This window comes from [Clostridium] saccharolyticum WM1, from assembly GCF_000144625.1.
GTDB classification, from domain to species: Bacteria; Bacillota; Clostridia; order Lachnospirales; family Lachnospiraceae; genus Lacrimispora; species Lacrimispora saccharolytica.
In genome coordinates this window covers 2,153,885-2,175,858 of the sequence record NC_014376.1, presented here as the reverse complement: position 1 = coordinate 2,175,858, position 21,974 = coordinate 2,153,885, and the positions used below count along the sequence as shown (strand labels likewise).

The window sequence follows — 21,974 nt, the reverse complement described above, 5'->3', positions numbered from 1 at the left end:
ATTTTTTAGGAGGCAAAATTTGAAAAAAAGATTGATTGTCATCGTGTTGGATGGGTTCGGCATTGGAGCCATGGAAGATGCCCGCCTTGCAAGGCCGGGAGATGAAAATGCCAACACCCTTAGAAGTATTTTAAAAGACTACCCCGATTTAAAGCTTCCGGCGCTGGAAAAGCTGGGACTTATGAATGCCTACGGAGAGGAAAGTGACTTCATGAAATTCTCCCCGGAAGCAAATTTCGGCAGCTGCGGACTTATGCATTTTGGAGCGGATACATTTATGGGGCATCAGGAAATTATGGGAACTCTCCCCAAAAAACCGGAAGTACATCCCTTTCAGGAAAAAGCAGAAGCAGTAAAGAAACATCTGGAAGCAAACGGACACCAGGTACAATTTATCCAACGGCAGGGACTGCGTTATTTGCTGGTAGACCGCTTTGTGACCGTAGCCGATAATCTGGAAGCAGACTTAGGGATGTGCTATAACGTTACGGCTCCTTTGGATCTGATCTCCTTTGAAGAGGAATATGCCATCGCCAAAAAGGTAAGGGAAGTAGTAACGGTAGGCCGGGTGATCGTGTTTGGCGGAACGGGCAATACGATGGAAGACCTTTGGAATGCAGAGGAAGTAAAGCAGGACCGTTTCATCGGAATTGCGTCTGCAAAATCAAAATCCTACGAACAGGGCTATCAGTGCAGACATTTAGGATATGGAGTAGACCAGAAGGTCCAGGCCCCAACGATTCTGACAAAAGCAGGTTTTGACTGCACCCTGATTGGAAAGGTGGCAGACATTGTATCAAACGAAGGAGGACGGAGCATATCCTGTGTACCAACTCAGGAAGTGATGGATCTTACGCTCCAGGAAACAAAAGCCTTGAATCATGGCTTTTTATGTACCAATGTACAGGAAACTGACCTGGCCGGACATTCCCAGTCCACTTTCGCATACAAAAGGATTCTGGAAATTGCGGACCAGGGGGTCAGCAGGCTTTTACCGGAGCTCACATCCCAGGACATTCTGGTCATTATGGCTGATCACGGAAATGATCCCAATATCGGCCACAGCAAGCACACCAGAGAACGTGTCCCACTTCTGGTCTATAAAAAGGGAATTCAGGGAAAGTGCCTGGGTCAGAGAAATACCTTATCCGACATAGGAGCAACTGTCTGTGATTATTTTGGCACAGGTGCTCCGGAAAACGGAGAATCCTTTCTGCCATTTCTAAAAGATTGATATTCTTAAGTTTAAGCCATAAAAAACAGGAGGAAAACGGCCATGACCGCACCTCCTGTTTTTTATGTGAATTTACTCAACGGTAACAGATTTAGCCAGATTCCTTGGCTGATCCACATCCAGATCCTTTCCCACAGACGCATAATATGCAATAAGCTGCAGTACAACCGCTATGGGAAATACTGTAAACTTATCCCCGATTTCCGGAATACTGACCTGAGCATCAGCGATTCCAGGCTCTACCTTTGTTCGTTCCTTTGTCAGCAAAATAACAAATCCGCCTCTTGCCTTCACTTCCCGGATATTGGAAATGGTTTTAGAAAAAACCTTTTCCTGGGTGGCTATGGCAATAACGGGCACCTGATCCGTAATAAGAGCAATGGTCCCGTGTTTTAATTCCCCGGCGGCACAGGCTTCTGCATGGATGTAGGAAATCTCCTTTAATTTCAATGCCCCCTCCAGGGAAAATGCATAATCAAGTCCACGTCCGATGAAAAAGGCATCCGGCTTATTTATCAAATGGGTCACCAAAGCCTTTACTTCATCCCTTTTTTCAATCATAGCTTCCATGGCTGGAATGGCATCAAGGAGTTTTTTTATAAAATCCTCAGCTTCTTCATGGCTATAATTCCCCCGGACGAGGGCCATCCGGCAGCATACCATATAAAGGGCAGCCAACTGAACAGAATATGCCTTGGTGCTGGCAACTGCAATTTCCGGGCCGGCATGGGTATAAAAGACATAATCGCTTTCCCTGGCTATGGTGGAGCCCTTTACATTGACCACAGAAAGAGTGGAAGCGCCGAAGGCCTTTGCCAGCCGCAAAGCAGCCAGGGTATCTATGGTTTCTCCTGATTGGGATATAATGATCACCAGGGTCTTGTCATCAATAAGGGGTTCCTCATAGCGGAATTCGGAGGCAATGGAAACCATAACTGGAATCCGCAATAACGGTTCCATAAGAGCTCTGGCTACCATTCCTGCATGCATGGCAGTCCCGCATGCTACAATATGAACCTGTCTGCACTGCTTTAACACAGTGTCCGGTATGCCGTCATCTCCAAAGTCCGGAAGTCCTTTTACCAGGCGGGGCAATATGGTGTTTTTAAGAGCTTCCGGCTGTTCGTGAATCTCCTTCAGCATAAAGTGAGGAAATCCGTTTTTCATGGCAGCATCCATGTTCCAGTTTACTTCCATCAGCTCTGGAACCTCTTCCTGCCGTTTCAGGTTATAAAGATGGACCTTATAGGAGGTGAGCTTCACAATATGGTCCTCTGGAACCACAAAATACTGCCTGGTATAAGGAATGAGGGCCGTTAGATCTGATGCAACGAAAGATCCCGACCGGGTATAGGCTACTACCAGAGGGCTGACGTTTCGGATGGCATAAATCTCACCAGGATGATCTTCAAACATCACACAAAAGCTATAAGAACCTTTCAAATAGGAGGTAAATTTTGAAATAGCCTCCACAGGATCTCCCTGGTAGATGCTTTCCAAAACCCAGGCAGCAACCTCGCTGTCGGTTTCGGACCGAAGTTTTCCTTCCAAATGAAAATCCAAAGTCAGTTGATGATAGTTTTCTATTATGCCGTTATGAACCAGGGTGACCCGTCCTGCCTGATGGGGATGAGTATTCTGGGTTGTCACTCCTCCATGGGTGGCCCATCTTGTATGCCCAAGACCGCAATGGGATACTGTAGTGATTTTTTTACATTCTTCCTTTAAATTTGATACTTTCCCAATATGTCTGACCAGACGAATATGGGAATTCTCCATAAAGAGGGCAATGCCTGCGCTGTCGTATCCCCGGTATTCCAACTGGGACAATCCGTCAATTAATATTTTTTTAGAGTCCAAAGGTCCTGTATATCCAATAATTCCACACATAATTTTGTAATCTCCTTACATTTTCATTTTATGACTGCGCTTGTATTTAAAAATAACAATCAAAAGTAAGCTGTCTGGCCTCTATTTTAAAAGCGGCAGCTTTTTCTAATCTCAAATTCTTTATTGTCTCCGGTTCCAACGCGTTTGTTTTGCAGTTACCCGCATATTTCACGTAGGATACACGCCCGGAGGGGCATGGAAGGGCATCCGCCGAATCTTCGATAACCCTTCACCTCGTTAACCTTTGATACCATTTTTCACTGGAAAAATGTTCACGATCGTATCATCAGGTGCATGGCGCTTAGCTTTGCTATGATTATTTATGCCTCCCTCATAAATCTAGTTTATTATAGCCTCTGATTGTTTGTGCGTCAATACTATGATTTACAATCATTTTACGAAAAGCTACTTTTTCATTTTACATCAGTTCTTTAAAATAAATCTAGAGAGGCAGAAAGGAACAGGGATCCTATGACAAGTCATGATTCCACAAGATATTGCAAAAGAAATTGCAGATAAGAAAGGAAAATAATAATATGATACGATTAGTTGCATCTGACATGGATGGAACTCTTTTAAACCGGTTTGGAAAGATTTCCATCCGAAACATTGCCGCCATTGAAGCTCTTAAGCGGAAAAACATCCATTTTGTAGTCTGCACAGGCAGAAGCTATGCAGACGCTTCCCAGCCATTAAAGGAAGCCGGAATCTCCTGTGACGTTATCTGTATGAACGGCGCTGCCGTTTATGACAGCAGCGGAAGACCGCTGCTAAAACAGCCTCTGTTTAAAAATAAGGTAAAACGCATACTCAGCCTCTGCAGACCGTTTTCCGTTCTTTATGATTTTATGACAGATAATGGAAGCTATACCACGTCAAGTGTGGAAGAATTCCGAAAAAGCTTTGAAGATAAGATTTTTCTGCCTATGATTTCCGAAGAGCATACTTATGAGACCATTGCGGCACGGTTTCATTTTGCCACGGAAGAAGCACTTCTAGGTTCCTCACGGGATATTTATAAAATGTCTGTTGTCCATGAAAACCCGGAAGTCTTAAAGCAGATCCGTTTTTCACTGGAACAAGAGGATGGAATCTCTGTGGCTTCCTCGGCTCCTACCAATTTAGAGCTGACCCATTTGAAGGCGCAAAAGGGGACTGCTCTCATGGAATATGCACTAGATGCCAGAATCCTTCCCAGAGAAATTCTTGCTATAGGAGACAGTGAGAATGACCTTTCCATGCTTAAGCTTCCTTTAGGATATACCATTGCCATGGGCAATGCTTCTGATTTGATAAAACGCAGGGCGCGGCTTATCACCAGAAGCAACGACGAAGACGGAGTTGCCGCTGCCATAGACGCCCTGATCCTTTCTGATGCAGCCGCAATCTGTTAAATCTTTCACCAATCTTAATAAACTATTAAATCTTTTTCTCTGTATTTTGACTGCGGTTTATGCTATAGTTCTTATCTAGAAAAAATGACAGGAACGATAACATGAAAGTGAAAAAAACGGTCAGAGTACAGCTATCAGCCGCCTTATTTATAGCTCTTATGAGTGCATGCCTTTGCACCTGCTCCCAATCTTATTCTTCCCCTTACGATAGACTTAAGATTTTACCGGAAGCAGAATTCCCACTTCCGGCCAAAACCATGATAGAAGATTCTACGGAAGCAGCAGTACCAGTGGCAGCAGAAGCACCTGCTTCTTATATTCCTTCCCTTACTGCATTCAACCTAGCCTTTCTATATGGAGAGGGTGACAGCCAGGAAAAAAGCCTGGGTGCAGAGGCAGCAGAGGTTCTCTCCCGCAAGGATTCGGAGTGGCTGGCATCCATATACCAACTGGCGAATGAGAGCCCTGAGCAGATAGCAAAAAAGCTTGGGATACCTTCAGATTCATTGAAAGGGATTTCCTTTCATAAAATTGATATCGCCTTTTATGATGAAAAGGGAAGAATGATTTCTCCTCAATCCAATATTCAGGATATTATGGCTATGGCTAATACATATTTTTATTATACCGCTCCAGGAGATTATGATGCTTTTATTCAATATGCGGTGAAGCTTTGGGAAAGCTCCCACAGCTTCCAGTATTCCATCAGTCAGGTCTATGATTGCGGCGGTTCTCTGGAAGAGAAACCAGAGGCCACACAGCCAGAACAGGCAGCCACACCTGCCCAGGCAGGAATGGAGTGTAATCCGGAATCCTCTGCCGGTCCGGAGACCGCTTCAGACAATGCAGATACGGCTGGTGATACCGAAAAGGGGAAAGAAACAGAGCCTTCAAAGGAAATTGGCCCTGGCATTGCGCTGAGAGAGGCAGCAGCGGCAATATCTGAACCTTTGGAAACAGAATCTCCTGCTGAAACGAAAGCCGCTTTGCCTTCTGTCTGTCCCGGACACGCAGACCTTCATGTGAAAGCAGTGATTGCCGGACTGGCAGACCCTATGAAGGGTTTATTTGCCCTTGATGCCGTTGGAAATGAGACAATATCTGAAGGCAGCTGGCAGGGCTGGACGGAAGAAAATAAAACCTTTGCTTCAGAACTGGCGAAGCAGGACTGGGCAGAGTGTTACGGCCTGACTCTTTCCCCTTCATTTATTACGAATCCTCTTTCCTACGAAGAAATCGACCGGTATATGAACCGCCTTCCGGAAGGTCTTTCCGAAGACCGGAAAAAACTGATCCATTATGCACTGTCCTCCGTGGGAAGAGTTCCCTACTACTGGGGCGGAAAGCCTGCATCTGCCGGCTATGAAAAGAATCATTTTGGATCTCTGGTAACACCGGATGAAAAAGGCCGTTCCATGAAAGGGCTGGATTGCTCCGGTTGGGTTAGCTGGGTATATTGGTCCGCCCTTAACAAACGGCTGTCCTGGGAGAGTACGGGAGGCCTGGTTTCCTGCGGCAGCCCTGCCCAGAGAAAGGACTTACAGCCTGGCGATATCATCTTAAAAACAGGAGATGATGCTCATGTGGTCATGTTTCTCTCCTGGGAAAGCAACGGAAGCATGACGGTGATACACGAATCCAGTGCTTTGGCCAACAATGTTACAATTTCCACAATGGAGGCAAACTGGCCATACTGCAGAAAGCTGATTGACTGATAAAATTAAGAGAAAAGCAAGAAATTACGGTGTGATTTCTGATAGAATAGATAAGATCTGCCAAAGAACAGATTGGAAAGGATTGATTATTCGGTCATGGATTATGAGGATGAATTAGACCGCATGCGGGCCCGCAAAAGGCGGGAAGGAAGCAAAAAAGCCGGGAGCACAGACAGAGCACATCCGGCGGAAAGAAAGCGTCCGGAGCAGGCGGTGAGAGGGGATAGGACCTATTATAGTACAGGTGACGGAAGAAACCCACGTGTTCGTTATAACGGGCCTCAAAACAACGCCAGACATAAGGCGGATAAAAAGCGAAAACGCAAACACAAGCAACGGGTAATATTCACAGAGCTTGTAATACTGGCTCTGGTGTTGTTTGCAGGATTTTTCTTATTGAAGCAGCGCACCCATGAGAAGGGTTTTTGGACCATTGCAGTTTTTGGCGTGGATTCCAGAGATGGAAGTCTGGAAAAGGGCGCTTTATCCGATGTGGAAATGATCTGTAACATTGATAAGGCTACAGGCGAAATAAAACTGGTATCGGTATACAGGGATACATATTTAAAGATCAACAGCAAAGGAACCTATCACAAGATCAATGAAGCTTATTTTAAAGGCGGACATAAACAGGCGGTTGAGGCATTAAATGAAAATCTGGATCTAAACATAGATGATTATGCTACATTTAACTGGAAGGCCGTTGCTGATGCCATTAATATTCTGGGCGGGGTGGATCTGGAAATTACCGATTCAGAATTTGCCTATATCAATGGTTTTATTACGGAAACTGTGAAATCCACCGGAGTCGGCTCTTATCAGTTAAAGAAAGCCGGGATGAACCATTTAGATGGGGTACAAGCTGTGGCCTATGCAAGACTCCGCCTCATGGATACGGATTTCAACCGGACAGAGCGGCAGCGCAAGGTGGTGAGCCTTGCTATGGAGAAAGCGAAAAAAGCTGATTTTGGTACGCTAAGCACCCTGGTTACGGCTGTATTTCCGCAGATTTCCACCAGTGTGGGTATGAATGATGTCCTGTCCATAGCAAAAGGCATCAGCAAATACCATATAGGAGAAACAACAGGTTTTCCGTTTTCACGCACCACCATGAAGATTGGAAAAATGGATTGTGTTATACCTACTACCTTGGAGAGCAATGTCATTCAGCTCCATCAGTTTTTATATAACAAAGAGAATCATTCCCCGTCTTCGGCTGTAAAAAAGATCAGTGATAAGATCTCTCAGGAAAGCGGCATCTCTGAGCCTGGGAAGAATGCTCCCTCAGGCGGAGGTTCCGGCGGTAAGAAGAAGGAAAATTCTTCCGCTCCAAAAGAGACCGCACCTGCACAAACAGAACCTTCTGCTCATACAACCGTAGAAGAATCAACCATGGAGAGCACGAAGGAGACAACTGCTGAAGCAGTAGAGGAGAGTACGGAACCGCCCACTAACGATGATGGAAGTCTGGTAGGTCCGGGTGCTAATATCAAGGAAACAAAAGAAACGCAAGAAGAAAAGACTAAAGAAACAAAACCGGAAAAGGAAGTTCAAGAAAATCAGGGAAACCAAACAGGTCCCGGTGCTGCTGATGAAGAAGTCGGTCCAGGCATTGAATAGTTTTTTATAGGTTTTTATGGTTTTTTATAGGTTTTATGGTTTTTTACCCGGACTTATCATTGCATTAAAGTTATAATAAGATAAACTGCAGGACCGCATGATGTACTGCAGTTTATCTTTTTTACATGCAGCAAATTCACACTGAGTCATTTAACATAAAAGAGGAAAATTTTAACATAAACAACTAACAAACATAGCCTTTTTCTGCTAATGTTCTATATCAATGGCAATTACACATTGACATAGATCAATATGACAGATATAATACTATTTTATAAAGGATAGGGGAGATTCTTATCATGGCTGGAACGATGGAAGGATGGAAGAAAAATTTTATAATCATATGGACCGGACAGGCTTTTTCCCATCTTTCAAGCTCTGTTCTTCAGTTTGCAATCATATGGTATTTAACTGACAAAACCGGTTCAGCTCTTGTTTTATCTGCTTCCATGCTGATGGGCTTTTTACCCCAGGGGATTCTTGGTCCGGTAATCGGAGTATTTATTGACCGTTATAGCAGAAAGAAAATAATGATCATATCGGATCTTTTGATTTCAGCCGCCAGTTTTGCCATGGTTATAGCAGGTTGGACAGGAGCTCTTTCAACAGAGCTAATTCTGCTGGTCTTGCTGATTCGGTCAATTGGTTCAGCATTTCATACACCTTGTTTGCAGGCAGTAACTCCTCAAATTGTACCAATGGATCAATTAACCAAATGTTCCGGATATTCTCAAGCCTTAGAGTCTGTTACACAAGTATTAAGTCCGGTGGCAGCGGCTGTACTTTATCAGTCATGGAGTTTAAGCGGGATCATCTTTTTAGATGTGATCGGGGCATTGATAGCAGTATTCACCCTGACAATTACAGCAATCCCAAAATTGTATCAAAGTGAAAATACCGGAAAATTACAGCTATTACGAGAAGCAAAGGAAGGGTTTCAAATACTTCGGACAAATAAGGGAATGCTTGGTCTGGTGCTGATCGGCTCTCTTTACACCTTTGCCCTGATGCCAACCAGTGCATTATTCCCCCTAATGAGCATGTCATATTTTAAGGGAACCAGCACAAATGCAAGTATTGTTGAGGTTGTGTTTTCCATTGGTCTGCTGATCGGATCCATCATATTAGGCAGATGGGGCGGAACAAAAAACAGAATCTACACAATCATCGGCTCATTTCTGCTAATGAGTCTCTGTTTGTTTGTTTCTGGGAGTTTGCCGCCCAATTATTTTAAAGCGTTTGTTGTATGTTCCTGCTTTATGGGAATTTCAGGTCCGTTTTATTGGGGAATGTATACCCCATTATTACAAAGCAGCTTTGAAGCAAAGTACTTAGGACGGATCATGTCACTATCCAGCAGTATACGATTAATCAGCGGTCCCATAGGACTGTCTGTATCCGGAGTCCTTGCAGAAAACTATGGCGTTGAAAAATGGTTTTTAATTTCAGGTGGAATTGTATTATTTGCAGCTATGTTATGTCTTGCCGTACCAAACGTGCGCAACTGTGATATTAATAAGGATACCAATCATTTGAGTATAGATACATAGTATATTTTATTTAAATCTTTTTATATCAAAAAAATAAATGGATGCTGCTTCGCTGACTGATGTTGGCAGCAGCATCCATTTTTACTTCCACATGGAGCTTTTTCTGTATCATGGCTGATGGTAAGGCAATCGTAAGGATGGCATTTCATTCAAAAGTTTGTAATATATTCCATCTTATGCTATGATAATATTGATAGATACAGATACCAGAAAATTACATGCACTCAATTTTGTTATTATAAAGTATTAAGTAGTGAGACCGGATTCGGCATCATCAAAATCTTTGCATTCGTATTCATGAACAGAAAATTAGGCTGCATGAAGATAATACTGATAATGCAGCCTATTATTTCTGTTCTTTGAAAGAAGCACGAGATTATATTTTATGTTGTTGTTTTAAGTCAGTGTTAATAAAACTTTGAAAAATTCCGCTTTGCTAACCACAGATAAAAGTGCGTAAATTTATATTGATTTGCAGCTTATAAGTAGCAGGCCTTTATCCTTTATACATGTAATACTTGGTTTGACATCTGAGATCCGCAAAACCTTAAAAAAGGTTATTTCGTATGTGAAGTAAATAATAGGAGGTAAGAAACATGATTTCTTGTAATTATGAAAGAATGGAAGATAAGATTAAAACATTCAGCAGGTTCGGAGATACGGGGAAGGGTGGAATAACAAGATTTTCCTTATCGGAAGAAGCCTTGGCAGCAAGAAAAGAATTCATAAAGCGCATGGAAGCAATGGGTGCTTCCATCGTAACAGACGATATGGCTAATATCTATGCAACCATTGCCGGAACAGAAGATTTACCAGCCATTGTCTCAGGTTCCCATATGGATTCTGTACGGCAGGGCGGTAATTATGATGGAATTCTTGGTATCTTAACCGCAATGGAAGTAGCGGAAACAATAGTGAGCGAGAAAATACCTCACAGACATCCGATCACGGTGATTGTATGGACCAATGAAGAAGGAGCCAGATTTGAACCGGCAATGATGTCTTCCGGTGTTATTTGCGGAAAGTTTCTTAAGGAAACCATGCTGGCATCACAGGCAAAAGACATTCCGGGGTATACGTTCGGCGAAGCCTTGGAAAAAAGCGGTTATAAAGGAAAAGAAGAAAACCGGCTGGATCCGTCTAAAACTAAGGCTTTGGTAGAACTTCATATTGAACAGGGGCCGGTACTGGAAGCAGAAGGTATAGATATTGGAGTCGTAGAAGGTGTCTGCGGTATGATCAATTACGAATTTACGTTTACCGGGCAGGCCGGTCACGCAGGAACAACTCCGATGAAATACCGGAAGGATGCTTTATATGCTGCAGTAAAAACCATTCAATATCTCCATGATGAGTTAGACCTGATAGACAATAAATTAGTTTATACCACAGGAAAGATTTCTGCCCATCCGAATATTCATACCATCATACCGGATGAAGTAAAATTCACATTGGATGCGAGGCATCAGGATCCGGAAGTCATCAAGCAGGTACTTGCAGTTATTAAAAAATTACCAAGTGTTGTGGAACAATGCAAGGTGAGCTATGAGGAAGCGTGGTCACGTAAGACCGTAAGCTTTACGAAAGAGCTGGTTGAATTTGTGGAAATAAGTGCGAAGGAATGCGGCTATACCAATCGCAGAATCTACAGCGGACCAGGTCATGATGCGCAGTTTGCTATAGATCTGGTCCCTACTACTATGATATTTGTACCTAGTGCAGGTGGTCATAGTCATTGTGAGATCGAGTATACTCCGGTAGAAAACTGTTTAAAAGGGGCAAATGTTCTTTTAAATACTATTTTGCATATTGATAAGCACGAAACAATAAAAAATGAAACGAGCAAGAAACGTTAAGCGGAAAAGTGGAGATTGGATCAAAACTATTGGTTTTTGCAGGCCCAAAGAGTAGAGCAGAAGATAGCAGACGAACAAGCAAGCCTGTTATTTAGCTGACTTCAGCAGCATATTTTGAAATTTAATAATATGCCATTAGATAGTTTAAAAAACATAAACTAACTGATAAGTTTCTGGTTAATTCCCTTTTAATTCTGAAAATACAAAAAATAGAGTGATACATCTTAGAATTGCAAAGGATAAACAAATATGGTAAAATATAGAAAAATTCCAGAAGAAAGAAGGAATATCAATTATGGATAAAGAAGTACTAAATTATGCTGTTGAAAAAACACATGAATTAATGAATGCACCATCATGCAGCAGTGAAGCAAAGGCTGCAGCACAGTCCTGGTTGGATGCCATTGGAACTGAAAAGGAAGCCATGGAAACAAAAAGATATATTGATGAGCTGGAAGCAGATATTATGCCCATAGACAGTTTAATCGGGTTTGCAGAATCTGATGCCGGAATTCATGTATTTGGGGCGGACACCGCAAAAAATATCGCAATACATGCAAAGGAAATCAAATCTAACGGAGCAAAATATTGTGATTGTCCGGCTTGTGCAGCTGTAGCAGCAATTCTTGATAAGAAAGATATCCTTGTTAAATAAGAAAGGAAGATTATAAAACCGGAATTCTTTACAGAGCATCAGTCAGGAATGATTGGTGCTTTTTTCTTTAATTGGATTGACACATAACGGAAGAAATGCTAGGATAGAGATACCGAGTGCCAACTATTCGCGAAAGTCTAGTTTAACGAATAGTTGGCTCAATCAAGAATTATAATTGTATTTTACACCTATGTTTATGACTTATGTTTTTCAGATTAATATCATCATATCACCCAACTTATGATCAGCACCTGCGTTCGATTCTTCCTGGGATAAGCAAAGAGATTTTCAACCACTTTGTTAAAAGATAACTTATACATAACAGGATATGGAAATATAGCATTTCAGAAAATATATATCTGCCAAATAAAATAGAAATGAGGCCAAACTATGAGTGCTCCGCTCTCCTATCATCAGCAAAAAGATATTGAAAACATAAAGCATCTGCGTCAGCTGGTAAAAGACCTTCCTCCCTTTTGCGGAGATTTTTTCAGGGGAATCGAACCCCGTACCTCGTCCCGGACCAGAATTGCTTATGCTTATGACTTAAGGGTATTTTTTGACTTTTTAATTAAGGAAAATCCTGTGATCAGCAAACTGCATATCCGGGATATTACGCTGGATCAACTGGATGCCCTTCGAGTCATTGACATAGAAGAATATATGGAATACTTAAAATATCGTTTTAATGATAAAAATCAGGAAGTAACCAACAAGGAGCGGGGAATCATGCGGAAAATCTCCTCTTTGAAAAGCTTCTATAATTATTATTACCGCAATGAGCGGCTTCAAACAAATCCAGCTTCTCTGGTGCAGCTTCCTAAGTTACATGAAAAGGATATAATCCGGCTGGATATTGATGAAGTGGCCCTTTTGCTTGATGAAGTAGAAAACGGGGAAGCCTTAACCGAAAAGCAAAAGGCCTATCATGGAAAAACCAAGGTCCGTGACCTTGCCTTATTGACCTTAATGCTGGGAACCGGAATCCGTGTGTCCGAATGTGTCGGATTGGACATTGATGATATTGACTTAAAAAACGGAGGGATCCGAATCCACAGAAAGGGAGGAAAAGAAGTTACGGTTTACTTTGGTTCTGAAGTGGAGAATGCGCTCCTTGATTACCTGGAGGAACGCTCTATCGTTATACCTGAGGACGGTCATGAAAAAGCGCTGTTTCTATCACTTCAAAGGAAACGTATTGCAGTCCGAAGCGTTGAAAATCTGGTAAAGAAGTATTCTAAGCTGGTAACTCCTTTAAAACAGATTACCCCTCATAAATTACGCAGTACCTATGGAACAAGCCTGTACAAAGAAACCGGGGACATCTATCTGGTTGCAGACGTTTTAGGACACTCTGACGTTAATACCACGAAAAAACACTATGCCGCTTTGGAGGATGAACGGCGCCGAAGCGCCAGAAATAAGGTAAAATTGCGGGAGACTTAATTATAAAAAGTAATATCATATTCATTGACAGCAATTCATTTAATTTAATTATGGGAATTATTATAACCTTCTGAAGCTTTATAATAATATTGTTCCTAACATTTTAATTAAATATTACATTAAGAACCATTATGAAAGAGAATGCATATACTCCTCTGCATGATCCCAGTTAACTACAAAAGAAGTTCCTTTTTGGCAAAATACAGAGCAAGAAGGATTATCAGTATCTTCATTGGGATTATATTGATATCGGGTAAGAACCTCATCTTCATTGTGACATCTGTCATAATGAGAAAATGTCATGGATATCCTTCCCCTGCCTCCTGTTATTATCATCAATTCTTCTCCGTAATTCATGAAAGCAGAAACAGGCCCCAGACCTTTTATTACTGTTCTCCCGTTTTCATCCGGAACTGGCGCTTCCAATCTGCCGGATAACTTTGTTATATCATTTAATACTCTACCTGCTAAAAAATCCGGAACTGATATGGTAAAACTGTAATATGGCTCAAGGATAAGGCTTCTGGCTTTCATGAGACCCTGGCGTATTGCCCGGTATACAGCTTCCCGGAAATCACCGCCCTCAGTGTGTTTTATGTGAGAAATTCCATCAACCAGAATGATTCTGACATCTGTTAGCTCAGATCCTGTTAAAACGCCTTTGTGAGTGGTTTCAAAGATATGGGTACGTATCAGGTTTTGATAATTGATCCCAAGCCTGTCCACATGACATTGACTTTCAAAGGTAATCCCCTTTCCTCTCTCACCGGGCTCGATCCTTAACACGGCTTCCGCATAATGGCGGAGCGGTTCAAAATGCCCATATCCGGTAACTGGTTCCAACACAGTCTCCTGATATATGATCTCAGGCTGCCCGAAGGTTATCCGTATTTCAAATCTTTCTAAAATAATCTGTTCTAAAACCTCAAGTTGGATTTTACCCATAATATTCACTTTTAACTGCCCCAAAGACTCTTCCCATATCACATTTAACGCAGGCTCTTCCTCTTCCAGGATATGGAACACCTGCAGAATTCTCCGGTGAGGAATCTCCGGCGGATATAAAACCTTTGCCTGTAGGGTAGGCTTAAGCGTAGGGACCACCTTATTACGGCATTCTCCAAGTCCCTGGCCTGCTCTGGTTGTCCGCAGTCCGCTGACGGCAATCACATCTCCAGCAGCAGCTTCCTGATGAGATGTAAAACGTTCTCCTTGGAAAAACCTAATCTGATGAACCTTCTCATCTGCTAACAGGGGATCCCTAACATGAAGTATACCGCTTAATATCTTTAAATACGTTATCCGTTCTCCATGCCCATCATAACGAATCTTAAATACTCTCCCGCTAAAAGGGTCTGAGACAGGATAAGAGGCTTCTGTTAAGTTATAAAAAGCATTTAAAAACGCCTCAATTCCCTCTCCTTTTAAAGCACTGCCTCCAAAGCATGGAAACAATTTCCTGTTCTTAATTTGAGATACTACTGCCGGCTTTAAGTCTTCAAAAGCAAGGGCTCCATCCAAATACTTATCCATGAATCCTTCATCCCATTCAGATACATTCTCAATGAAGTCATCTGTGAAGGTTCCTTCTTTTCCATTCTCAAGGCCGATTCCCTGAAAATCCAGAATATTGGGGGAAAAGTGTTTGTGAACCTCAGTTAAGACACGTTCATATGATGACGAAGCCACATCAAGTTTATTGATAAACAGAAAGACCGGAACATGATAACGTTCCAGAAGGCTCCAGATCGCCTCAGTATGGCTTTGAATGCCATCATTCCCATTCAGGATCAGAACAGCATAGTCCATCACCTCCAGAGAACGCTCCATCTCGGACGAAAAATCCGTGTGACCGGGTGTATCTATCAGGTAATACGTATCATCTCCATGATTGATACCGGCCACATCTGAAAATATGGTTATTCCTCTTGCCCTTTCTATGTTATCATGATCCATACATGCATTTTTTTCATCTACACGGCCCAGGGTTCTGATTACCCCCTCCCTGTATAATACCTGCTCCGAAAAAGTGGTTTTTCCAGCATCTACATGAGCCAGAATTCCAAACGTTATCTTCATCATTTATCGAATCCTTTGACTATAAGAACCTTTCAGAGGTTAAAAACGCCTCTTATATTGGTGGCGCTTCTATTATTCTAAAATAGTTTCCCAATAAAATCAATGATTAAAATAAAACAGCTGGAAGGATGACCCCGTTTATCTTCCTCCCCCGTCTGTATCTGCCGCAAAATACATAACCGTCAGATACTGTCCGCTGTGAATGGTATCCTCCTTTAATCCGTTCATGTTCTTTAGTTCCTTCACATATTGGGCCGTTGTCATTCCGCTGTTTTCCAAGTAAGTTGCGGCAATGCTCCATAAGCTGTCCCCCTTTTGTATCTCAATGCTGGTATAATATTTCTCAATCGCCGGTGCTTCCGTTTCCTCGGCTAAAGCATTCATGATGGAATGGCCGAAAAAATGGGACCCCAGAAAAACAACCAGTGACAGTGCAATTAATTGTTTTAACATATGCATACCTCCTAAAATACAGTCCGCACCAGAACGTTTGTTCTTTTTCTGTTCCCATCATATCACTGCAAACATATGTTTGTCAATTGATTTTGGAGTTTTTCGAACAAAGGTTTGCATTTTCATCGAACATATGTTACTATAGACTTAATGAATAAGGATTGAGGAGGCCGTACCATGGCGCAAGAGAGAATTACCCCGAAGCAGCAGGAAATTTTAGAATATATAAAGGAAACGATTTTAAAGAAGGGCTATCCGCCGGCAGTCAGGGAAATCTGTGAAGCCGTCTGTCTAAAATCAACATCTTCCGTCCACTCTCACCTGGAAACTCTTGAGGAAAAGGGATACATAAGAAGGGATCCCACCAAACCCAGGACCATTGAGATCATAGATGACTGCTTTCAACTGACACGCCGGGAAGTTGTGAATGTCCCTCTTTTGGGAACAGTGGCAGCCGGACAGCCTCTTTATGCAGAAGAAAACATTGAAAATTACTATCCCATTCCAGCCGATCTTCTGCCAAATGCTGAGACCTTTATGTTAAAAGTTAAGGGAAACAGCATGATCAACGCAGGTATTCTGGAAGGAGATCAGATTATTGTTGAACACTGTCCAACGGCTCATAATGGTGAAATTGTAGTAGCTTTGGTGGAAGATTCTGCAACCGTGAAACGTTTTTTTAAAGAAAAAGGACACTACCGCCTCCAGCCGGAAAATGATTCCATGGATCCGATCATCGTGGATAATGTAGAAATTCTGGGTAAGGTAATTGGTTTATTCCGCTTGGGAATACACTAAAATTATAGAAATTAATGAATGCTACCAAAAAAGGTTTACATAATTTAATTATGTAAACCTTTTTAGATTGAGATAAATTTAAAAGTCTTACGACCCAACCCTGGGTCTTCAACTGCACTTCATTTATTCAGAATTTATTGACGGGGAACTTTTTTTCATGCATTGAATCATTTTTTAGTAAAATAAAAACGGCTCACAGGTACTGTTAAGCCGTTTTACCTTACTCGATTCAGTTTTAACAGTAACTATGACAAGGCTTCTAAATCTTCAGCCTCAATTGTTTTACCATCTCTCCAGATTCTTTCTAAATCATAGAACAAACGATTATCACGGTCAAATACATGGACAATGATATCGCCGTAGTCCATCAGGATCCAGTTCGCAGACTGATAGCCTTCTACCTGTTTGCAGACAAATCCTTTTTTCCCAAGCTCTTCCTCTACGTTGTCAACCATGGCCTGTACCTGATTTGTATTGGTACCGCTGGCAATAATAAAATAGTCTGCCATCACAGATACTTTACGGATATCAATGATTCTGATATCTTCCCCTTTCTTATCCGATAAAGCCGCATAAGCGGTTTTTACCATCTCAACTGACTGAATCATCCTTGTTCTCCCTTCTTATCTTTGTGAACCTGCTTATAATAAGCATATGCCTGCTTTGATATGGAGTCCACAAAATTGCCCTTTCCTTCCAGATATTCCAAGGTTTCCCTAAGTATCTGGTAAATACACTCATCTAAGTCTACAAATGCCACCGACCGCACAAGTGCCAGATTCGCCGCTCTGTCACGCCTGGGTTCAATATAATCTGCTGCAAATACGATTTTTTCCAATGTTGACATCTCCGGCCTTCCGGTCGTATGCCAGCGGATGGCATTGGTGATTTCTCTGTCATTGATACCATATTTATGCTCTGCCAGCCATGCCCCATATTTCGCATGAAGCACCACCGGAGCCTTTAATTCATCGTCCGTTAGAGGAAGATCCTGTTTTCTGCATTTTCTGATGATCTCATCATCTCCATAAGGCTTGGCACAGTCATGAAGCAAACCGGCCAGCTCCGCTTTTTTCAAGTCGCATCCGTAGCGCATCGCCAATGCGGTGCAGATAAAAGATACACTGACCGTATGCTCAAATCTGGAAGGGGTTAATCTCCCCTTTAAATCATTTCTCAACTCTAAGATTAGATTTTTCATGGTTCCAACTCCTGATATAAACCGTGGGTTTTAATATACGCTGCGACCTCTTCCGGCACATAGGCCGCTATGGATTCACCCTTGGCAACCAAACGGCGCAGCTCCGCAGAAGAGATATCCATTTCCCCACAGTGGAGTATACGGATATCCGCCTCATATTTAGAGGACAGATAAGCAATCTGACGGTCCATGGAACGGTCCGCTTCCTCATATTCCCGCCGGGCGGTCAGTATAACTGCCTGGGCAAGCACCTGATCTGGCTCATACCAGTTCTCAATCTCATATAAAGAATCTGCTCCGATAATAAAGTAAAAGGAATGCTCCGGATATGCTTCGTGCAGTAATCTTAATGTCTGAGCCGTATACGTATATCCGATCCGATTTACCTCAAAATCCGAACATACAAAACCTTTATGAGCGTTCACAGCAAGTTTTGTCATGGCAAGGCGCGTAGCCGGTTCTGTTACATTACGGTTTTTTTTATGAGGGGGATGCCCGGAAGGCATATACCAGACTTCCAGTAAGCCATATTCCTTATATGCCTGTTCTCCAATCATTAAATGCCCATTGTGGACCGGGTCAAAGGTACCGCCCATAATGCCAATTTTACCCATAATCTACCACTCCCTGACCTAAAAATAAAGCAAGATTATTTAGGAAGCGCGATCTTCCTCTTATTTTCTTCTTTTGCCTGCTTATAAAGGACGATCTTTCTTCCGATTACCTGAACAACCTGGGAATGGGTCCTCTCAGACAACACCCCCGCAAGGCTGTTGATTTCATCCAGACAATTTTTGAGTACAGTAATCTTTATTAATTCTCTGGCTTCCAGCGCCTCCGCTACCGCATTGGTAATCTCTGGAGTCAGGCTGGATTTTCCAATCTGAAAGATCGGATCTATATTCATCGCCAATCCCTTTAAATAGGATCTCTGCTTACTTGTCATATTATTCTCCTCGTTACTATTTGTAGTAGTCAAATTCAAGACCATACATGCGGACCGTATCCCCTTCTTCAATTCCCGCCTGTTCCAGTTCTTCTAAAATACCGTTTTCCTTTAAGAATTTCTGGAAAAAGCTGAAGCCTTTTTCCGATTCCAGATTCGTATAGCCTAACATTTTTTCTATGCGGGGACCTTCTACCACGTAGACTCCATCCTCAGTCACTTCAACGGAATAAGGAAGCAGAGCATCGGCCAGGTTCTTTACATCAAATTCTTTTTCAAATATGATAGGACTTAAATTTACGGTCTGCAGCAGTTCATAAATGGCATATAACAGTTCTTTTACGCCCTTACCGCTCACTGCAGATATTGGATAAACTTTAACACCCTGAGGTTCAAACTCTGCCTTGAGCCTTTCCACCGGATCCTCTCCGTCAGGGTAAATCGCATCCGTTTTATTGGCTGCTATCACCTGAGGGCGCTTTAACAGTTCCGGATTATACGCTTCCAGCTCCTTATTGATTGCATGGATATCCGCAATCGGATCCCTTCCCTCTGTAGATGCCGCATCCACAACGTGAACCAGAACTCTTGTCCGTTCAATATGGCGGAGAAAATCATGTCCCAAACCAACCCCCTGGGATGCACCCTCAATAAGCCCTGGGATATCAGCCATAACAAAGCCTTTTCCTCCATCCACATCCACAACCCCCAAATGCGGGTTTAAAGTGGTAAAATGGTAATTGGCAATCTTTGGTCTTGCGTTGCTGACTCTGGAAAGAAGTGTGGACTTTCCTACATTTGGGAAGCCTACCAATCCTACATCAGCTATGACTTTTAACTCAAGCTGTACCCATAACTCCTGGGAAGCCTGTCCAGGCTGTGCATATTTAGGGGCCTGCATGGTAGGAGTGGCATAATGCATATTCCCCTGGCCTCCTTTACCGCCCTTTAAAATAACCTCCCGGCGGTTCTCACCGGACATATCAGCAATAACTTTCCCGGATTCAAAATCTTTAATGACGGTGCCTTCCGGAACCTTGATCACCAGATCCCCGCCGTCTTTTCCATGACAACGGCGTTTTCCGCCGGATTCTCCATCCTGAGCGGCATATTTGTGGATATGACGGAAATCACTTAACGTGTTAAGGCCTTCATCCACTTCAAAAATAATATCTCCGCCACGGCCGCCGTCACCACCGTCAGGACCGCCGCACGGAACATAAAGTTCTCTCCGGAAGCTGACATGTCCGTCACCGCCTTTTCCTGATCTAATAAATATTTTTGCTCTATCGGCAAACATTCATTCACCTGTTCCCTTTCTTTTTCCTGCCCATGCATCCGGGCAGAGTCTCCCTGTTTTATCGGGTATTAGAATATTCCCACAGGGTATTTTTTTGTTTAAAATTAGGGTTTAACCCTTTTCTTTAAGGGGTTAAGCCCCCTTGTTAAAGGGTTCAACCCTAAATTGAGCATGAGCAGCGAATTTTAAATACAGGCAGCCGGAACAGCCCTGTATCGTAAAAAACGGCTCCATACGTTTAAGGTATGAAGCCGGTCCAATTATTCGTTAATTGCTTTTGGATAAACAGAAACCTGCTTTTTGTCTCTGCCTTTTCTCTCAAATCTTACAACGCCATCCACTAAAGCGAATAATGTATCATCACCGCCGCGGCCTACGTTGATGCCTGGATGAATGTGAGTTCCACGCTGTCTGTAAAGAATATTGCCAGCTAACACAAACTGTCCGTCAGCTCTCTTGGCACCTAATCTCTTAGACTCGGAATCTCTGCCGTTCTTGGTAGAACCAACACCCTTTTTATGAGCGAAAAATTGAAGGTTCATTCTTAACATTACTTACACCTCCTTAAATCGGATTTTAATATATGGTTCTCCATATTCCTCTTCAATATCCTGTAATCCGAATACCAAAGAATTTATTAGGAGTTGTGATCCTGAACTTATTTCTGAAGTAAAACGGAAGCTAAAAGCACCTGTCTTTTCCTCCTGATCCACTTCAAAGGAATCTCCTGTAAACTGTTCTACGCTGTTAGCCATGTTAAACGTAAGCGCTGATACTGCAGCACAGACAATTTCCTGTCCTTCCTGATGATCATCCGCTGAACCGGCATGTCCTAACATCTGAATTCCTGTATAATGTTGTTCTGAATCAACAAATACGGTTACTCTTATCATAATTAAGCATTGATCTTTTCGATCTTAACCTGAGTATAAGACTGTCTGTGACCATTTTTCTTATGGTATCCGGATTTTCTCTTATACTTGTAAACAATAACCTTCTTAGCTCTGCCTTCCTTCACAACTGTACCTGTTACGGTCGCACCTGCTACGGTCGGGCAGCCAACTGCTAATTCACCATTGTTTACAACAAGCACCTGGTCAAATGTGACAGCTTTGCCAGCGTCCACACCAAGCTTTTCCACTTTAATGATATCGCCTTCCGCTACTTTGTACTGCTTACCACCTGTTGCAATAATCGCGTACATATGGCACCTCCTATTATCATTACTCGCCAACTGCGGTGTTCCTAAAACCACGGAATCTTTTAAACCTCATTGTGCGGCATACTGTATTAATATATCACCTATCAAAGATTCTGTCAATATTTTTTCAATGAAATAGCGCCGTTTTTTTGTGTTTGCAGAAAGATTTCTGCTTGTATTATCTACTGAAGCTTCGTATAATAGAAACAGAGTACGAAATAACGGGATACTTTTGAATACGGCTGGGCATAAATAATCACATACGCAACGGCTACAGAGCCGTAAGAAGCGAAGATATACATGACGCAGGCGTGAAATAGATGCTCTGTAACCAGCCGAAAGATCATAAATAATATATGGACAGTTACCTAAAATTTTAATAAACAGGTGAAAGGAGTTCTGAATATGAGAATGTTTTTTAACAGAGAATGGAGTTTGGCCGAAAAACGGTTATTAACCTTGTCGGTCTTTTTACTGGGATGCGTCCTGGGCTTTTTATTTGCTCCAATAAAAAAAGGTATCTACTGCGGCAACCATAACGGAAATACCTGGATTCCGGAAAAAGTAAAAAAAGAGGCTCAGTAATTTTTCCTTCTCCTATTACCTATATGCTCCAGAGTTTCTAAGCTCTGGAGC

21 protein-coding genes are annotated in these 21,974 nt (G+C 42.4%); 10 read left to right on the top strand and 11 right to left on the bottom strand.

All coding sequences use genetic code 11. From position 1 onward, the window contains the following. Positions 1-19 precede the first annotated feature (19 nt). On the top strand, positions 20-1,234 hold the full coding sequence (locus CLOSA_RS10205) for a phosphopentomutase (RefSeq protein ID WP_013272686.1): 1,215 nt from the start codon (positions 20-22) through the stop codon (positions 1,232-1,234). A 72-nt stretch (positions 1,235-1,306) separates the two neighbouring features. On the opposite strand, the gene glmS is transcribed toward CLOSA_RS10205, so the two are convergent. Beyond that, entirely contained in the window at positions 1,307-3,124 is a 1,818-nt protein-coding gene (gene glmS, locus CLOSA_RS10200) for a glutamine--fructose-6-phosphate transaminase (isomerizing) (RefSeq protein WP_013272685.1), read from the bottom strand. Positions 3,125-3,660: 536 nt separating this feature from the next. On the opposite strand from glmS, the gene CLOSA_RS10195 reads away from it, so the two are divergent. The 7 genes from CLOSA_RS10195 to CLOSA_RS10165 all read left to right on the top strand — a co-directional run bounded on the left by CLOSA_RS10195 (position 3,661) and on the right by CLOSA_RS10165 (position 13,360). Then, the gene (locus CLOSA_RS10195; protein WP_013272684.1) at positions 3,661-4,518 is read left to right on the top strand and encodes a Cof-type HAD-IIB family hydrolase; all 858 of its coding nucleotides are present in this window, start codon (positions 3,661-3,663) and stop codon (positions 4,516-4,518) included. Positions 4,519-4,619: 101 nt separating this feature from the next. After that, positions 4,620-6,233 carry an NlpC/P60 family protein gene (locus CLOSA_RS10190; RefSeq protein ID WP_013272683.1) on the top strand — a complete coding sequence of 538 codons (1,614 nt, stop codon included), beginning with the start codon at positions 4,620-4,622 and terminating at the stop codon, positions 6,231-6,233. Positions 6,234-6,329: 96 nt separating this feature from the next. Beyond that, the gene (locus CLOSA_RS10185; protein WP_013272682.1) at positions 6,330-7,853 is read left to right on the top strand and encodes an LCP family protein; all 1,524 of its coding nucleotides are present in this window, start codon (positions 6,330-6,332) and stop codon (positions 7,851-7,853) included. A gap of 299 nt (positions 7,854-8,152) precedes the next feature. Continuing rightward, on the top strand, positions 8,153-9,403 hold the full coding sequence (locus tag CLOSA_RS10180; protein ID WP_013272681.1) for an MFS transporter: 1,251 nt from the start codon (positions 8,153-8,155) through the stop codon (positions 9,401-9,403). A gap of 596 nt (positions 9,404-9,999) precedes the next feature. Beyond that, positions 10,000-11,259 carry a Zn-dependent hydrolase gene (locus CLOSA_RS10175; protein ID WP_013272680.1) on the top strand — a complete coding sequence of 420 codons (1,260 nt, stop codon included), beginning with the start codon at positions 10,000-10,002 and terminating at the stop codon, positions 11,257-11,259. A 295-nt stretch (positions 11,260-11,554) separates the two neighbouring features. Further along, the gene (locus tag CLOSA_RS10170; protein WP_013272679.1) at positions 11,555-11,914 is read left to right on the top strand and encodes a hypothetical protein; all 360 of its coding nucleotides are present in this window, start codon (positions 11,555-11,557) and stop codon (positions 11,912-11,914) included. A gap of 390 nt (positions 11,915-12,304) precedes the next feature. Beyond that, positions 12,305-13,360: a tyrosine-type recombinase/integrase gene (locus tag CLOSA_RS10165; RefSeq protein WP_013272678.1), complete on the top strand. Its 1,056-nt coding sequence runs from the start codon at positions 12,305-12,307 to the stop codon at positions 13,358-13,360. 129 nt (positions 13,361-13,489) lie between these two features. Here the strand turns inward: CLOSA_RS10165 and CLOSA_RS10160 are convergent, their stop codons facing one another. Together CLOSA_RS10160 and yneA are read right to left on the bottom strand one after the other, a co-directional pair. Continuing rightward, on the bottom strand, positions 13,490-15,442 hold the full coding sequence (locus CLOSA_RS10160) for a GTP-binding protein (RefSeq protein WP_013272677.1): 1,953 nt from the start codon (positions 15,440-15,442) through the stop codon (positions 13,490-13,492). A 135-nt stretch (positions 15,443-15,577) separates the two neighbouring features. Continuing rightward, the gene (gene yneA / locus CLOSA_RS10155; protein WP_013272676.1) at positions 15,578-15,892 is read right to left on the bottom strand and encodes a cell division suppressor protein YneA; all 315 of its coding nucleotides are present in this window, start codon (positions 15,890-15,892) and stop codon (positions 15,578-15,580) included. A gap of 177 nt (positions 15,893-16,069) precedes the next feature. Here yneA and lexA point away from each other — a divergent pair, with 177 nt between their 5' ends. Then, positions 16,070-16,690, top strand: a complete 621-nt coding sequence (lexA, locus tag CLOSA_RS10150) for a transcriptional repressor LexA (RefSeq protein WP_013272675.1) — start codon at positions 16,070-16,072, stop codon at positions 16,688-16,690. Between the two features lie 245 nt (positions 16,691-16,935). On the opposite strand, the gene rsfS is transcribed toward lexA, so the two are convergent. The 8 genes from rsfS to rplU form a co-directional block, all read right to left on the bottom strand. After that, the gene (rsfS, locus tag CLOSA_RS10145) at positions 16,936-17,295 is read right to left on the bottom strand and encodes a ribosome silencing factor (protein WP_204593078.1); all 360 of its coding nucleotides are present in this window, start codon (positions 17,293-17,295) and stop codon (positions 16,936-16,938) included. Further along, positions 17,295-17,891: a bis(5'-nucleosyl)-tetraphosphatase (symmetrical) YqeK gene (gene yqeK, locus CLOSA_RS10140; protein ID WP_013272673.1), complete on the bottom strand. Its 597-nt coding sequence runs from the start codon at positions 17,889-17,891 to the stop codon at positions 17,295-17,297. Before yqeK ends, rsfS begins: the two co-directional genes overlap by 1 nt. Continuing rightward, positions 17,888-18,505 (bottom strand): nicotinate-nucleotide adenylyltransferase, encoded by a 618-nt coding sequence (nadD, locus tag CLOSA_RS10135; RefSeq protein WP_013272672.1) that lies wholly within the window; start codon positions 18,503-18,505, stop codon positions 17,888-17,890. The genes yqeK and nadD overlap by 4 nt, the downstream gene beginning before the upstream one ends. A 35-nt stretch (positions 18,506-18,540) precedes the next feature. After that, on the bottom strand, positions 18,541-18,837 hold the full coding sequence (yhbY, locus tag CLOSA_RS10130; protein ID WP_013272671.1) for a ribosome assembly RNA-binding protein YhbY: 297 nt from the start codon (positions 18,835-18,837) through the stop codon (positions 18,541-18,543). 16 nt (positions 18,838-18,853) lie between these two features. After that, positions 18,854-20,137 (bottom strand): GTPase ObgE, encoded by a 1,284-nt coding sequence (gene obgE / locus CLOSA_RS10125; RefSeq protein WP_013272670.1) that lies wholly within the window; start codon positions 20,135-20,137, stop codon positions 18,854-18,856. Between the two features lie 260 nt (positions 20,138-20,397). Next, on the bottom strand, positions 20,398-20,688 hold the full coding sequence (gene rpmA / locus CLOSA_RS10120; RefSeq protein WP_013272669.1) for a 50S ribosomal protein L27: 291 nt from the start codon (positions 20,686-20,688) through the stop codon (positions 20,398-20,400). 3 nt (positions 20,689-20,691) lie between these two features. Continuing rightward, positions 20,692-21,030, bottom strand: a complete 339-nt coding sequence (locus tag CLOSA_RS10115) for a ribosomal-processing cysteine protease Prp (RefSeq protein ID WP_013272668.1) — start codon at positions 21,028-21,030, stop codon at positions 20,692-20,694. 2 nt (positions 21,031-21,032) lie between these two features. Continuing rightward, positions 21,033-21,341 (bottom strand): 50S ribosomal protein L21, encoded by a 309-nt coding sequence (gene rplU / locus CLOSA_RS10110; RefSeq protein WP_013272667.1) that lies wholly within the window; start codon positions 21,339-21,341, stop codon positions 21,033-21,035. A 402-nt stretch (positions 21,342-21,743) separates the two neighbouring features. Here rplU and CLOSA_RS10105 point away from each other — a divergent pair, with 402 nt between their 5' ends. Beyond that, a complete protein-coding gene (locus CLOSA_RS10105; RefSeq protein WP_013272666.1) occupies positions 21,744-21,923 on the top strand; it encodes a hypothetical protein in 180 nt (59 codons plus the stop codon). The last annotated feature ends 51 nt before the right edge of the window (positions 21,924-21,974 follow it).